Raw genomic sequence first — 12,535 nt, forward strand, 5'->3', positions numbered from 1 at the left:
CCATCCGTCCGTCGTGTTCGGCCCGCCGTGGCCGTGGCGTCCTGGCCGGGGCCTCCCCGCCCCGGTCGTCCGGTCCGTCGGCGCCGGTAACACCCCGTCCATGGCCACACCATCAATCGGCCGAAAGGAAGGCATGATGCCCCTCGTCGTCGGCGAAGCCGCCCCCGCGTTCGAACTTCCCGGTGCGGGTGGCGAGACGATCACCCTCACCGGGCTCAGAGGCCGCAAGGTCATCCTCTACTTCTACCCCAAGGACGACACCAGTGGTTGTACCCTCGAAGCCCAGGGCTTCAACGCCCTCGGCGAGGCGTTCGCGGCCACCGAGACGGTCGTCGTCGGCGTCTCCCCGGATTCGGTCAAGAGCCACGACAAGTTCCGGGCGAAGTACGGGCTGACGTTCCCCCTGGCTTCCGACGAGGGCAAGGCGATGCTGGAGGCCTACGGCGTCTGGGTCCAGAAGAGCATGTACGGCAAGACCTACATGGGCGTGGAGCGGACCACGATCCTGATCGACCGCGACGGGCGCATCGCCCAGGTGTGGCCGAAGGTGAAGGTGCCCGGCCATGCCGAGGCGGTCCTCGAGGCGGCCCGCGCGCTGGCCTGACCCCGAGCCACGGGACTGGACCGGCCTTTTTGCCGTTCCTTAACCCTAATGGCCTCAACTGACGCTCACGTGGCTCAGGTCCCCAGTGATGCGTCTCGCCGCTCGTCCGTTCTCGTTCCTTCAACGCACCGACACGACGAAGGTCGGCGGCAGTGCTCGCGGTCGGGACGAGCGCCGGCGCCTGCGGGTGCTGACCGTATCGCTGGCGGCCGCCGTGCTCTGGGCCGGTGCCGTCACCTGGTACCTCGTATTCCACGACGAGGCGCTGGCCCGCTTCATCTCGCAGCAGAGCGCGATGCAATACACCTACGAGGAGCGCATCGGTGCCCTCAGGCTCCAGCTCGACCGGGCGGTGATGGAGCGTGCCGCCGTGCGCACGACGGTCGAGGGCAGGATCACCGACCTCGCCGACCGCCAGGCCGCCCTGGAGCGGCGCCAGTCGCTCCTGTCCAACCTCGCCGGCGAGTCCTCGGGTCTGCCGGCCGACCCCGTAGAGGCGGCGCCCCCCTCGCCGACCGGGGCGACGGCGCGGAACCCCGCAAAACCTTTCCCCACCCCCGACGCCCTCGAGCTGAGGATGCGCGAGGACGACGGCAGCGAGGGCCGGCGTTCCGCCCTGGAAAGCGGGCCGGCCCTGGCCAGTGTCGAGCAGCGCCTCGATCGCCTCGCGGCCCTGCAGTCGCGCGCCCTCGACCGCATCGCCGCGAGGGCCGGCAGCAATGCCCGCCGGATGAGGGGCGTCGTCGCCCGCCTCGGCCTCGATCCCTCGCGGTTCGGCCGTCAGGCCGGCGTTGGGCTCGGAGGTCCGTTCGTACCGCTCGCCGCCGACCCGTTCGGCATCGCCCTGTCGGACGCGCAGCGCTCCCTGGCCGAGGAGGAGCAGTGGCGCCGCGCCACCGCCGCCCTCCCCCTGCGCCAGCCCTTGTCCGGCGCCTTCACGCCGTCCAGCACCTTCGGCCCGCGCCTCGACCCCTTCACCCGCGGTCTCGCCATGCACACGGGCATCGACATGAGGGCCGAATACGGCGAACCCGCCCGCGCCACGGCGGCGGGACGGGTGACGGCGGCGGATTACGCCGGCGGCTACGGCAACATGGTCGAGATCGACCACGGCAACGGGTTGGCGACCCGCTACGCTCATCTCTCGTCGCTGGCGGTGGTCATCGGGCAGACGGTCGCGGCCGGTGCGATCGTCGGGCGGGTCGGCTCCACCGGACGATCGACCGGCAACCATCTCCACTACGAGACACGGATCGACGGCGAGCCGGTCGATCCGCAGCGGTTCCTGCGCGCGGCAGCCGCTGCCGAGTCCTGGTCCGACGCCGGTCGTTGAGAGCCGTGGTACCGACGGCGCTCGAGACCGATCAGTCGATGTCCTCGACCTCGCCCGCCCCGCCATAGACCCGCTGGGCCAGGGACGCTTCCATGAACGGGTCGAGCGACCCGTCGAGGACGGCATCGGGATCGGTGGACTGGGTGCCGGTGCGCAGGTCCTTCACCAGCTGGTAGGGCTGCAGCACGTAGCTGCGGATCTGGTGACCCCAGCCGATGTCGGTCTTGGCCGCGTTCTCCGCGTTGGCCTTCTCTTCCCGCTTCTTCAGCTCGGCTTCGTACATGCGCGCGCGCAGCATGTTCCAGGCGGTGGCGCGGTTCTTGTGCTGCGAGCGTTCCTGCTGGCACGCCACCACGATCCCGGTGGGATTGTGGGTGATGCGCACGGCCGAATCGGTCGTGTTCACGTGCTGGCCGCCGGCGCCCGACGACCGATAGGTGTCGATGCGGCAGTCCGATTCCTTGATCTCGATGACGATGCGGTCGTCGATCAGGGGGTAGACCCGCACGCTGGCGAAGCTGGTGTGGCGGCGCGCGCTCGAATCGTAGGGCGAGATCCGCACGAGGCGGTGGACACCGGATTCGGTCTTGAGCCAGCCGTAGGCGTTGTGGCCCTTGACCAGGAGCGTGGCGCCCTTGATCCCGGCCTCGTCACCGTCCGACCATTCGACGATCTCGACCTTGTACTTCCGCCGCTCGGCCCAGCGCGCATACATGCGCTGGAGCATGTTGGCCCAGTCCTGGCTCTCGGTGCCGCCGGCGCCCGCGTGGACTTCGACGTAGGTGTCGAGCCCATCGGCCTCGCCCGAAAGCAGCGTCTCGATCTGGCGGCGCGCGGCCTCCGCCTCCACGGCGCGGACCCCGTTCTCGCCTTCCAGGATCGTGGCCTGGTCACCCTCCATCTCACCGAGTTCGATGAGTGTGGCGGCGTCTTCGAGGTCCTGCGACAGCTTCTTGATGGCGCTGACCGCCTCGTCGAGCTGGGTTCGGTCGCGCATCACCGCCTGTGCGGCCTCGGCGTCGTTCCAGAGGTCGGGATTTTCGGAGGCCGCGTTCAGCTCCGCCAGTCGTTTCTCGACGGTATCCCAGTCAAAGATGCCTCCTCAGCAGTCCGATCGACTGCTTGGCGGCATCCGAGAGTTGTTCGATCTCGGCGCGCATCAGGTGTTTCACACAGCGTTGGGCGGGGAGCGGTGTGATAGCGCCGCCCGGCGGGGGTGTAAACGCCGCCGCCGCTCGCATTGCCCGGATCGCAGCGCACGACGCGGTCCGCATCTCCCGCGGCCCCCGCGCCCTCCCCTCCTTCGGACCCTCGCGCCGGGGCTGATCGGTCGTCGGCGAGGCGGAAGACCTGAATTCAGAATTTCTCCTCCGGTCGGTCCGATGCCCGATGCCTTCCTTCCGACGCGATTTCTTTGTGTAAAACAAGCGGTAAACCGGTCGTCGGCAGTAAACCATGTCGTCGGACACTATCGGGCGACGATCGATCGGCTTAACCCACGATGGCCCGATATCGTCGGGCGAACGGCTCGGCACGCTTCGCGGCGTGCCGCCGAGCGGAGCGAGGCCGAGGCCCGGCACGAGATGACCATGCCGTCGATCGATCTGGATCGAACCCATCCGTTCGCGGAGGCCATGCGTGCGTCGAGCATCGCCATGGTGATGACGGACCCGACTCTGCCCGATCACCCCATCGTCTTCGCCAACGACGCCTTCCTGCGCCTGACCGGCTACTCCCTCCTGGAGGTGATGGGTCGCAACTGCCGTTTTCTCCAGGGACCGGACAGCGACGCCGCCGCCATCGCCGACATTCGCCGCGCGATCGCGGCGGGAGTGGATCTCACGGTCGAGCTCGTCAACTATCGCAAGGACGGGTCGGCCTTCCACAATGCCCTGTCCCTGAGCCCGGTTCGCGGAAAGTCCGGCGAGGTCCGGTACTTCTTCGCCACCCAGGTCGACGTGACCGACCAGCACCGGCAGACCGACGAACTGCGCCACGCCAATCTCGCCTTGGCCGCCGCCCTCGAGACCGCGACGACACTGGTCCACGAGATCGACCATCGCGTGAAGAACAATCTGCAGATGGTCTCCGCGATGATCCTGCTGCAGAGTCTCGATCGCTCTGACCTGCGCCTTCGCGACAGCCTGCTGGATACCCTCTCGCGCGTCGAGGCCCTGAGCACCGTCCATCACCGGCTGCACCGGTCGGGCGACGTCTCCCGGTTCGACGTGGCCGACTACGTCCGCGATCTGCTCGACGACCTCGTCGGGGCGACCGGCCGCACCGACATCCGCGTCCGGCTCGACCTGATGCCGGTGCTCGTTCAGGCCGGCAAGTCCGCTGCCCTGGCGTTGCTCTTCAACGAGCTGTTCACCAATGCCCTCAAGCACGCGTTTCCCCCGGGCACGCCGGGGACGCTGGCGGTGAGCATCGCGCGCGAGGCGACCTGCATCGTCGCGGTGATCGAGGACGACGGGGTCGGCGTCTCGCCCACCGCGACGCGGCTGAGCACGTTCGGCCAGTCGCTCATCCAGACGCTCTCGCGCCAGCTCGGCGCAGAGACGACCATCGGCCCGATGAGCCCGTCCGGCACCAGGGTCCGGATCGAGCTGCCCCTGGCTATCGTCGCCGCACCGGTCTGACGGCGCTGCAGAGAGTCAGCGGCTCCGTTCGGGCCGGAGGGCCGGCGCCAGGATGAAGTCGTTGGTCCGCCTGCCGGTGCGCAGCGGGCCCTCGTGAAGGCCGTCGCTGTAGTAGTCGACGCCCGACAGGCCGAACCCGCTTCCGTTCATGACGGTGGGGACGGGGACCGCGCGCACGGCACGCAGATCCTGCCGTTCGGGTCCGACGATGGGCTGCCCGGTATCGCGGTCGACCCGCAACACGACCGGACCGTAGGCGCCGAGCGCACGACCCTGCTGGGCTTCGGCCGAACCGGCCGCGAACGGAATCGCGCAGGCCAGCATCGCGCCCAAAGTCCAGGCGGACGGTCGCATTCCGTGCGGGCGTGACGCGCAGAAAGCAGTCTTCGGAAAGCGTGTCATCTGCAATATCCTGGGCGGTGGTCGGCGTTCCGCGAGACGACGGGTTCAATGGCGGTCGGTTGCGGGAAGCCTATCACATGCGGTCCTCGCACGGCGCTGATTCCCCGCTCGGCCGAGTGGTCGGGCCTAGCCGCGTGATCGGATCTGGCATTGGCGTCAATCGAGGCAATCGCTGCCGAACGAAACGGCGAATGCCGCGTTGATAGGCCAGCAACCCATCACAACCGTGGAAATCTCATCATGATTCGCAGTACGACTCTTGCCGTCGCCACCGTCCTCGTCGGCCTCTCCGGCGCCGCCTTTGCGCAGAGCGGCCCGGCCACCCACGACAGCGTCGGTACCAACGCGGCCGGTTCGAAGTCGGGCGTCGTCGGAAAGGGCGACAGCATGGAGGCCGCGCCCTCGACCACCGGGACCGCCGTGGCGCCGGGCGCGCGTATGGCGCCGGGCAGCAACGGGATGGTCACCGGCGACCCGACCGTAGCGCCCAAGCCCTCGAACCCGACGCCCGCTCGCTAAATCACGACGTCGATCGTCGTCGAGGAGGAGGTCGGACCGTTGGTCCGGCCTCCTTTTTCATGGCTGATACGGTTTCCGCTTGGATCAAGCGGGAACCGTATCACCGAGCCCGCACGGCGCCTGAGCGAAACCCATGTCCGAATCACGAAGTGATCAACCGGAAATGGTGTGATCCATCAGCCCTTGGTGCGAAGAACGACCTGCGGCTGACGCTCGACCGGTTCGCAGGTGCTCGACATCGCGTTCAGGACGAGGGGGCGCGTGTCGCAGACATAGGCGATGCCGGGTGCCGGAGCCGGGACGGGATCGCGGGCGACGATCGGATTGGGCGCACACGCGCTCGCCGATGCGGCCAGCAGCAGTGAAACGGTCAGGTTCAGTCGACGCATACCATCCTCGGATCACCCGCCGTTCGGCATCGCAGGACCCTGCATCCGCCCTCCACGACATGACAAGCATGTGCGCCACCCGCGCATGGCCGGCATCGTCGTTTGCGCAGACGTGTCGCCTGCCGGCAACAAGGTTGTCGGCAGGGCGAAAAACGATGCGCTCCCGGGTCGGGCTGTCGGCGTGCTCACCCGGCCTTGGCCATGGGGACGACGTTGTGCAGCGTCCGGTCGGCGTTCTCGAAGAACCGCCGGATGTTGCGCGCCGCCTGCCGGATACGCTGCTCGTTCTCCACCAGCGCGATGCGCACGAAGGCGTCGCCGTGCTCGCCGAAGCCGATGCCGGGAGCCACCGCCACATCCGACTTCTCCAAAAGCAGCTTGGAGAACTCGAGGCTGCCGAGGTCCTTGAACTTGTCGGGGATCGGCACCCAGGCGAACATCGACGCCGATGGGCTCGGGATCTTCCAGCCGGTCTTGTCGAAGGACTCGATCAGGGCATCGCGGCGCTTCTTGTAGATCGAGCGCATCTCGACGATGCAATCCTCCGGGCCGTTGAGGGCAGCGGTGGCCGCCACCTGGATCGGCGTGAAGGCGCCGTAGTCGAGGTAGGATTTCACGCGGGTGAGCGCGGCGAGCAGCCGTTCGTTGCCGACCGCAAAGCCCATGCGCCAGCCGGCCATGGAGAAGGTCTTCGAGAGCGAGGTGAACTCCACGGTGCAATCCATGGCGCCGGGCACCTGCAGCACCGAAGGCGGCGGCTCGCCCTCGAAATAGACCTCGGCATAGGCGAGGTCGGACAGGATGATGATCTCGTGGCGCTTGGCGAAGGCGACGAGGTCCCGGTAGAAATCGAGGGAGGCGACGTAGGCCGTCGGGTTCGAAGGGTAGCAGACCACGATCGCCACGGGCTTGGGAATCGAGTGCTGCATCGCCTTTTCGACCGCCGGGAAGAAGGCCGGTGTCGGCTCGGCCGGGACGGAGCGGATGACGCCGCCGGCCATCAGGAAGCCGAAGGCGTGGATCGGGTAGCTCGGGTTGGGCACCAGCACCACGTCGCCCGGCGCGGTGATCGCCTGCGCCATGTTGGCGAAACCTTCCTTCGAGCCGAGCGTGGCCACCACCTGCGTGTCAGGGTTCAGGCCGACCCCGAAGCGGCGCTGGTAATAGTTCGCCTGCGCCCGGCGCAGGCCGGCGATGCCCTTCGACGAGGAGTAGCGGTCGGTGCGCGGCCGACCGGCGGTTTCCACCAGCTTGGCGATGACGTGCTTGGGCGCGTCGAGGTCCGGGTTGCCCATGCCGAGGTCGATGATGTCGGCGCCGTTGGCGCGGGCCTGGGCCTTGATCCGGTTCACCTGCTCGAACACGTAGGGCGGCAGGCGCTTGATGCGGTGGAAGTCGGTCATGGCCTTCACGGTGTCCATCGGAACGGGCAAGCCCGTCCATGCTGATCTGTCATCGCTTTGACATCGGCGGGAGTCTAGCACCACGCGGCCCAAACGCCGACCCGGAATCTCTAGGCGGGTTTCGCAAAAGCGGTCACCGGCCTTGCGTCGAAAACCTGCGACAGACCAACGACCTGAGCAGGGTGAAGCGTTGGCCTGCCGACGCGACCCTGTCTAGGGCGTCGCGCTGGCGGGCTTGGTGGCGCGCGCCGCGCTCTCGGCGGCCCGGCCCTTGGCTTCGTTGGCGCCGCGCGCGCCTTCGAGTTCGGCCGCCAGCGCCTTGGCGCCTTCGCTGGAGCGGGCGCGGATCGGTCGCGCCGGTGCCGAGACGCCCACCGGCAGGAACGTCTCGTCGGTCTTGCGCGAGCCGGCCACGAATTCCGGCGCCGCGACGGGCTTGGCGGCAGGCGCCATGTAGGCCTGGCGCAGCGGGCTGACGTCGCCCGAACAGCCGGTGACCGCCAGAGCCAGGACGACGAGGGCGGGGACGGCGAGCCGGAGCATGTCGGTCCTGCGCGAGAAAGCGGTGCGAATCCCGTAGCGTCCCGTCGCACTCGCGCGTTAATTTGGCGGAAACGAGGCTAGCCCCACCGCATCGGACCCGGCACGGTGGCAGGCGACAAGGCCGACACTCAGGGAGACTCGCACGCGTGAGCATCGACAGCACCACGCCGCGGCCCGATATCGAGGCCCTGTCCCGCAACGCCAGTCAGTTCATGGAGGAGTTCGGACGCGCCGCCGCTCTCTACATGGCGCCGAAGGTGGCGCAGCCGGGCGCCCTCGCCGTTCCCGAGCCGATCGAGCCCCCGGAAGAGGTCAACGACGTGGTCCGCACCCTCGGCACGGTGGCCGAGAGCTGGATGGTCGATCCTCAGAAGGCGATGCAGGCGCAGGCCAAGCTGAGCGAGGCCTTCATCGCCCTGTGGGGCTCGACCTGGCATCGGCTCCAGGGCGAGGCGGTGCCGCCGGTGGCCGAACCCGAGCCCAAGGACACCCGGTTCAAGCACGCCGACTGGTCGGCCAACCCGGTCTTCGACTTCATCAAGCAGAGCTACCTGATCACCTCGCGCTGGGCCGAGGAGCTCGTGGTCGAAGCCGACGGCATCGACGACCACACACGGCACAAGGCGCAGTTCTACCTGCGCCAGATCGCGGGTGCCCTGTCGCCGTCGAACTTCGTGATGACCAATCCCGAGCTCATCCGCCACACCCTGGAGGAGAACGGCGCCAACCTCGTGCGCGGCATGAAGATGCTCGCCGAGGACATCGAGGCGGGCAAGGGGCAGTTGCGGGTGCGCCAGACCGACCCTTCCAACTTCGAGGTCGGCGTCAACATGGCGGTGACGCCGGGCGAGGTGGTGTTCCGCAACGACCTGATCGAGCTGATCCAGTACGCGCCCACCACCGAGACGGTGCTCAAGCGCCCGTTCCTGATCGTGCCGCCGTGGATCAACAAGTTCTACATCCTCGATCTCAACCCGCAGAAGAGCCTGATCCGCTGGATGGTCTCGCAGGGCCTGACCGTGTTCTGCATCTCCTGGGTCAATCCGGACGAGCGTCATGCCGGCAAGGACTTCGAGAGCTACATGCGCGAGGGTATCGAGGCGGCCATCGACGCCATCGGGGTCGCCACCGGCGAGACGGAGGTCGCCGCGGCCGGCTACTGCGTCGGCGGCACCCTGCTGGCGGTGACCCTGGCGATGCAGGCGGCCACCGGCAACAAGCGCATCAAGAGCGCCACCTTCCTCACGACGCAGGTGGATTTCACCCACGCCGGCGATCTCAAGGTGTTCGCCGACGAGGGGCAGATCAGCGCCATCGAGGCCAAGATGAAGAAACGCGGCTACCTCGAGGGGTCGGGCATGGCCGCCGCGTTCAACATGCTGCGGCCCAACGATCTCATCTGGTCCTACGTCGTCAACAACTACGTCAAGGGCAAGAAGCCGCTGCCCTTCGACCTGCTCTACTGGAACGCCGACGCCACCCGAATGCCGGCGGCCAACCACTCGTTCTACCTGCGCAACTGCTACCTGGAGAACACCCTCGCGCGGGGCAAGATGACCATCGGCAACATCCGCCTCGACCTGAAGAAGGTGAAGGTTCCGGTCTTCAACCTCGCCACCCGCGAGGACCACATCGCCCCGGCTCTGTCGGTGTTCGAGGGCTCGTCGAAATTCGGCGGCAAGGTCGACCTCGTGGTGGCCGGGTCCGGCCACATCGCCGGCGTCGTCAACCCGCCCGACAAGCCGAAATACGGCTTCTGGACCGGAGGGCCGGCCAAGGGCCGTTTCGAGGATTGGCTGGCCGCCGCCACCGAGACCAAGGGATCGTGGTGGCCCTACTGGTTCTCCTGGCTGGAGCATCAGGCGCCCGCCCGCGTTCCGGCGCGCGTCCCGGGTGCGGCCGGCCTTCCTTCGCTCGGGCCCGCACCGGGCACCTACGTCCGCATGAAGGCGTGACGTCGCAGCCTGCCGCCGGCGCCGGGCCGCGGAATTCCTCCGCGGCCGGTGCCGATTTCAGGCCTTGCTCAATACTTGCGGACGATCGGAGCGACCGGACGCACCGGCTCGCCGAAGACGTAGCGGAAGCCCACGGACACGATGTCGGCGCTGCCGCGGGTGTCGGCGGCGAACGCGATGCTCTGGCCGGTGAGCAGGCGCTCGTTGTAGTCGCGCCCGGCGCCCGCCAGGATCTTGCTGTCGCCGACCAGGAACAGGTGGGAATAGGCCAGCAGCAGGGTGAGCTTCTCGTTCCAGCGGTAGCTCGCACCCAGCGAGACGTTGAAGCGGTCGCTGTCGGGAAGCCGCACGGAACGGTTCTCGAAGTCGATCGGCGAGATCTCGTAGGCGACGCCGCCGCGCACGGTCAGGTTCGGCGACCAGTCGTATTCGGCGCCGACCGAATAGGTGAAGCCGTCCTTGTAGTTGAGCGGCAGCGACGAGATGGTCAGGCCCGAGCTGCGCTGGACGATGCCGATGTCGCCGGCCCTCGACCAGTTGTCCCACTCGAAGCCGAAGCTGACGCGGGTGACCGGGTTGATCGCCTGCGTCAGGCCCACCGTGACCTTCTCGGGGGTGTTGAAGTTGGCCCTGACCTGACCGGCCCTGCCGGCGAGGGCCACCAGCGGCACGCCGACGGCACCCTCGATCTCATGGTGCACCGACGAGCGGTAGCCGACGCCCAGCGTGGTGCCGGTGGGGGCCGTGATCAGCGCGCCGGCCGTGAAGCCCACACCCCAGGAATCGCCCTTGAGCGACGTGCTGGGCAGGGCGACGGTGGGGACGTTGAAGGGAGGTCCCGCGAGCACGCCGGTGGCTTGACGCAAGGTCAGGCGGAAATACTCGATGTTCGGCCCGGCGGCGACGGACAACCACTCGTTGACCTTGTAGCCGATGACAGGATTGAAGGAGAGGGAGAAGATCCGGTTGGAGCGCCCGTAGACTTCGCCGGCCCAGGTGTTGCGCGGCTTGGTCACGAGGCCGAACGGCGCCCCGGTCTGGAGCCCGAGCCAGATCCGATCGTTGAGCTGATACGACGTCGCGCCGGCCGGTACGATGGCGCCCTGGCCGATGTCGCCGCTGCCGCCGAGGCCGGCGAAGGCCGGGCTGGTGCCGGCCTGGGGCGTGATCCGCGCCGAGAGGTTGATGAAGGTGAGGTTCTGCTCCTTCACGAAGCCCGGCGCCATCGTCACCGTGGCGGGGTTCCAGAACATGGAGGAGACGCCGCCCGAGCCCGAGGCCGCGCCCGCGAAGGCCAACCCCTGCGCCTGTGCACTCTGCTCGCGGATCGCGAAGGCGCCGGCCTGCGCCTCGCCCCAGCCCGCCGTGAGGGCCGTCGCCGACAGGCCCGCGATGGCCAGTCCCCGAAGATGTCCGATCATGACCCGTTCCCCAGCCTTGGCTCTTGTGTCTGGCGTTCGCGTGCCCGAGCCAACCCCCCGTGCCGCCGCCTTGGGAACATGATTGCCGCGCCTCCCGTGACTTCGCAATCCCTCCGTTCGTCTTGAAAAAAATCGATATTTGTCTCAATTATAGAGATGAGATATCGCTTTTCATCGTAGAGAGTCATCTTTCTCGGATATCGAAACCGTGAGTCGAGAATTGGTTCACATCTAAACATTCTGCAGGATGATGCAGGTGCCGGACAAAAACGCGCAGGTGATGTCCGGTTGAGCGGGGCCGTGTGGTTCGTGCAACAGGTTCGGTCGCGTCGCCGGCGTTTCGGCCTTGCCCTGGGGCGGAGAGGCCCAATTTCCCTAATCGACCGTCAACGGGAGGCGAAAAAGATGAAGCTGGTCCGCCATGGAGCGAGGGGCGACGAGAGGCCCGGTCTGATCGATGCCGACGGCACGATTCGCGACCTGTCGGGGATCGTGCGGGATATTGCCGGTCGCCACCTGTCCCGGAGTAGCCTCGAGCGCATCCGCGCCATCGACCCGGCGAGCCTGCCGCCGGTCGCCGCCGGTACCCGGCTCGGCCCCTGCGTCGGCGGGACCCGCAACTTCGTCGCGATCGGCCTGAACTACGCCGACCATGCGGCCGAGACCGGCGCGGCGATCCCCTCCGAGCCGATCGTGTTCAACAAGGCACCGTCCTGCATCTGCGGGCCGAACGACGACCTCATCCTTCCCAAGGGTTCGGCCAAGACCGATTGGGAGGTGGAACTCGCCGTGGTGATCGGCGCGACGGCCTCCTACGTCCACGCCAACGAGGCGCTCGATTACGTGGCCGGCGTCTGCATCTGCAACGACGTCTCGGAGCGCGAATTCCAGATGGAGCGCGGCGGCACCTGGACCAAGGGCAAGGGCTGCCCGACCTTCGGTCCCCTCGGGCCCTGGCTCGTCACCCTCGACGAGGTGCCGGCCCTCGACGACCTCGCGATGCATCTCGACGTCAACGGCGAGCGCATGCAGACCGGCTCCACCGCGACGATGATCTTCGGGGTGGCGCAGATCGTCGCCTACCTGTCCCATTTCATGATCCTGGAGCCCGGCGACGTCGTCACCACCGGTACGCCGCCCGGCGTCGGCCTCGCCCGGAAGCCGCCGCGCTACCTGAAGAGCGGCGACGTGGTCAGCCTCGGCATCGCGGGGCTCGGGCGGCAACGCCAGACGGTGGTCGCCTTCGACGACTGGACGGCCAAGGTCGCCGCGGGCGAGCCGACGAACTGAGTCGGCTCGCAGTCGGGCTCGGGCGACTGCGCCC

General features: G+C 67.9%; 12 protein-coding genes. 6 read left to right on the plus strand and 6 right to left on the minus strand.

The features are described 5' to 3' along the window. Window positions 1-136 precede the first annotated feature (136 nt). The gene (locus tag ASF39_RS11840; protein WP_056284449.1) at window positions 137-604 is read left to right on the plus strand and encodes a peroxiredoxin; all 468 of its coding nucleotides are present in this window, start codon (window positions 137-139) and stop codon (window positions 602-604) included. 88 nt (window positions 605-692) lie between these two features. Then, on the plus strand, window positions 693-1,937 hold the full coding sequence (locus tag ASF39_RS11845) for a peptidoglycan DD-metalloendopeptidase family protein (protein ID WP_082494528.1): 1,245 nt from the start codon (window positions 693-695) through the stop codon (window positions 1,935-1,937). 31 nt (window positions 1,938-1,968) lie between these two features. Here ASF39_RS11845 and prfB read toward each other — a convergent pair. Beyond that, window positions 1,969-3,097 (minus strand): peptide chain release factor 2 gene (gene prfB / locus ASF39_RS11850; protein WP_156387689.1). Its coding sequence is split into 2 segments (ribosomal slippage): window positions 1,969-3,027 and window positions 3,029-3,097, totalling 1,128 coding nucleotides; the frame shifts between segments, so codons are not numbered across the junction. A 222-nt stretch (window positions 3,098-3,319) separates the two neighbouring features. On the opposite strand from prfB, the gene ASF39_RS11855 reads away from it, so the two are divergent. Further along, window positions 3,320-4,579, plus strand: coding sequence for a PAS domain-containing protein (locus ASF39_RS11855; RefSeq protein WP_200938208.1), 1,260 nt, complete (start codon window positions 3,320-3,322; stop codon window positions 4,577-4,579). A gap of 15 nt (window positions 4,580-4,594) precedes the next feature. On the opposite strand, the gene ASF39_RS11860 is transcribed toward ASF39_RS11855, so the two are convergent. Beyond that, entirely contained in the window at window positions 4,595-4,933 is a 339-nt protein-coding gene (locus tag ASF39_RS11860; protein WP_082494530.1) for a hypothetical protein, read from the minus strand. Window positions 4,934-5,221: 288 nt separating this feature from the next. Between ASF39_RS11860 and ASF39_RS11865 the strand changes: the two genes are divergently transcribed. After that, entirely contained in the window at window positions 5,222-5,500 is a 279-nt protein-coding gene (locus ASF39_RS11865; protein WP_056284102.1) for a hypothetical protein, read from the plus strand. A gap of 176 nt (window positions 5,501-5,676) precedes the next feature. Here ASF39_RS11865 and ASF39_RS11870 read toward each other — a convergent pair whose 3' ends face one another. The 3 genes from ASF39_RS11870 to ASF39_RS11880 all read right to left on the minus strand — a co-directional run bounded on the left by ASF39_RS11870 (window position 5,677) and on the right by ASF39_RS11880 (window position 7,835). Beyond that, on the minus strand, window positions 5,677-5,889 hold the full coding sequence (locus ASF39_RS11870; protein ID WP_056284105.1) for a hypothetical protein: 213 nt from the start codon (window positions 5,887-5,889) through the stop codon (window positions 5,677-5,679). Window positions 5,890-6,074: 185 nt separating this feature from the next. After that, window positions 6,075-7,292 carry an LL-diaminopimelate aminotransferase gene (locus tag ASF39_RS11875; RefSeq protein WP_055886389.1) on the minus strand — a complete coding sequence of 406 codons (1,218 nt, stop codon included), beginning with the start codon at window positions 7,290-7,292 and terminating at the stop codon, window positions 6,075-6,077. A 213-nt stretch (window positions 7,293-7,505) separates the two neighbouring features. Then, entirely contained in the window at window positions 7,506-7,835 is a 330-nt protein-coding gene (locus ASF39_RS11880; protein WP_056284107.1) for a hypothetical protein, read from the minus strand. 212 nt (window positions 7,836-8,047) lie between these two features. On the opposite strand from ASF39_RS11880, the gene phaC reads away from it, so the two are divergent. Further along, window positions 8,048-9,790 (plus strand): class I poly(R)-hydroxyalkanoic acid synthase, encoded by a 1,743-nt coding sequence (gene phaC, locus ASF39_RS11885; protein WP_200938214.1) that lies wholly within the window; start codon window positions 8,048-8,050, stop codon window positions 9,788-9,790. Between the two features lie 68 nt (window positions 9,791-9,858). Here the strand turns inward: phaC and ASF39_RS11890 are convergent, their stop codons facing one another. Next, window positions 9,859-11,211, minus strand: coding sequence for an outer membrane protein transport protein (locus tag ASF39_RS11890; RefSeq protein ID WP_056284112.1), 1,353 nt, complete (start codon window positions 11,209-11,211; stop codon window positions 9,859-9,861). A 405-nt stretch (window positions 11,212-11,616) separates the two neighbouring features. Here ASF39_RS11890 and ASF39_RS11895 point away from each other — a divergent pair, with 405 nt between their 5' ends. Then, window positions 11,617-12,501: a fumarylacetoacetate hydrolase family protein gene (locus ASF39_RS11895; protein ID WP_056284116.1), complete on the plus strand. Its 885-nt coding sequence runs from the start codon at window positions 11,617-11,619 to the stop codon at window positions 12,499-12,501. The last annotated feature ends 34 nt before the right edge of the window (window positions 12,502-12,535 follow it).

This window comes from Methylobacterium sp. Leaf108 (genome assembly GCF_001423265.1).
In the GTDB taxonomy this organism is placed as follows: Bacteria; Pseudomonadota; Alphaproteobacteria; order Rhizobiales; family Beijerinckiaceae; genus Methylobacterium.

Coding starts and splice junctions, on each gene's coding strand:
- phaC (WP_200938214.1), top strand. CDS start 8,048: ATGGAGGAGTTCGGACGCGCCGCCGCTCTCTACATGGCGCCGAAGGTG.
- ASF39_RS11895 (WP_056284116.1), top strand. CDS start 11,617: ATGAAGCTGGTCCGCCATGGAGCGAGGGGCGACGAGAGGCCCGGTCTG.
- ASF39_RS11880 (WP_056284107.1), bottom strand. CDS start 7,835: ATGCTCCGGCTCGCCGTCCCCGCCCTCGTCGTCCTGGCTCTGGCGGTC.
- ASF39_RS11875 (WP_055886389.1), bottom strand. CDS start 7,292: ATGACCGACTTCCACCGCATCAAGCGCCTGCCGCCCTACGTGTTCGAG.
- ASF39_RS11860 (WP_082494530.1), bottom strand. CDS start 4,933: ATGCGACCGTCCGCCTGGACTTTGGGCGCGATGCTGGCCTGCGCGATT.
- ASF39_RS11870 (WP_056284105.1), bottom strand. CDS start 5,889: ATGCGTCGACTGAACCTGACCGTTTCACTGCTGCTGGCCGCATCGGCG.
- ASF39_RS11890 (WP_056284112.1), bottom strand. CDS start 11,211: ATGATCGGACATCTTCGGGGACTGGCCATCGCGGGCCTGTCGGCGACG.
- ASF39_RS11865 (WP_056284102.1), top strand. CDS start 5,222: ATGATTCGCAGTACGACTCTTGCCGTCGCCACCGTCCTCGTCGGCCTC.
- ASF39_RS11840 (WP_056284449.1), top strand. CDS start 137: ATGCCCCTCGTCGTCGGCGAAGCCGCCCCCGCGTTCGAACTTCCCGGT.
- ASF39_RS11845 (WP_082494528.1), top strand. CDS start 693: ATGCGTCTCGCCGCTCGTCCGTTCTCGTTCCTTCAACGCACCGACACG.
- ASF39_RS11855 (WP_200938208.1), top strand. CDS start 3,320: ATGCCCGATGCCTTCCTTCCGACGCGATTTCTTTGTGTAAAACAAGCG.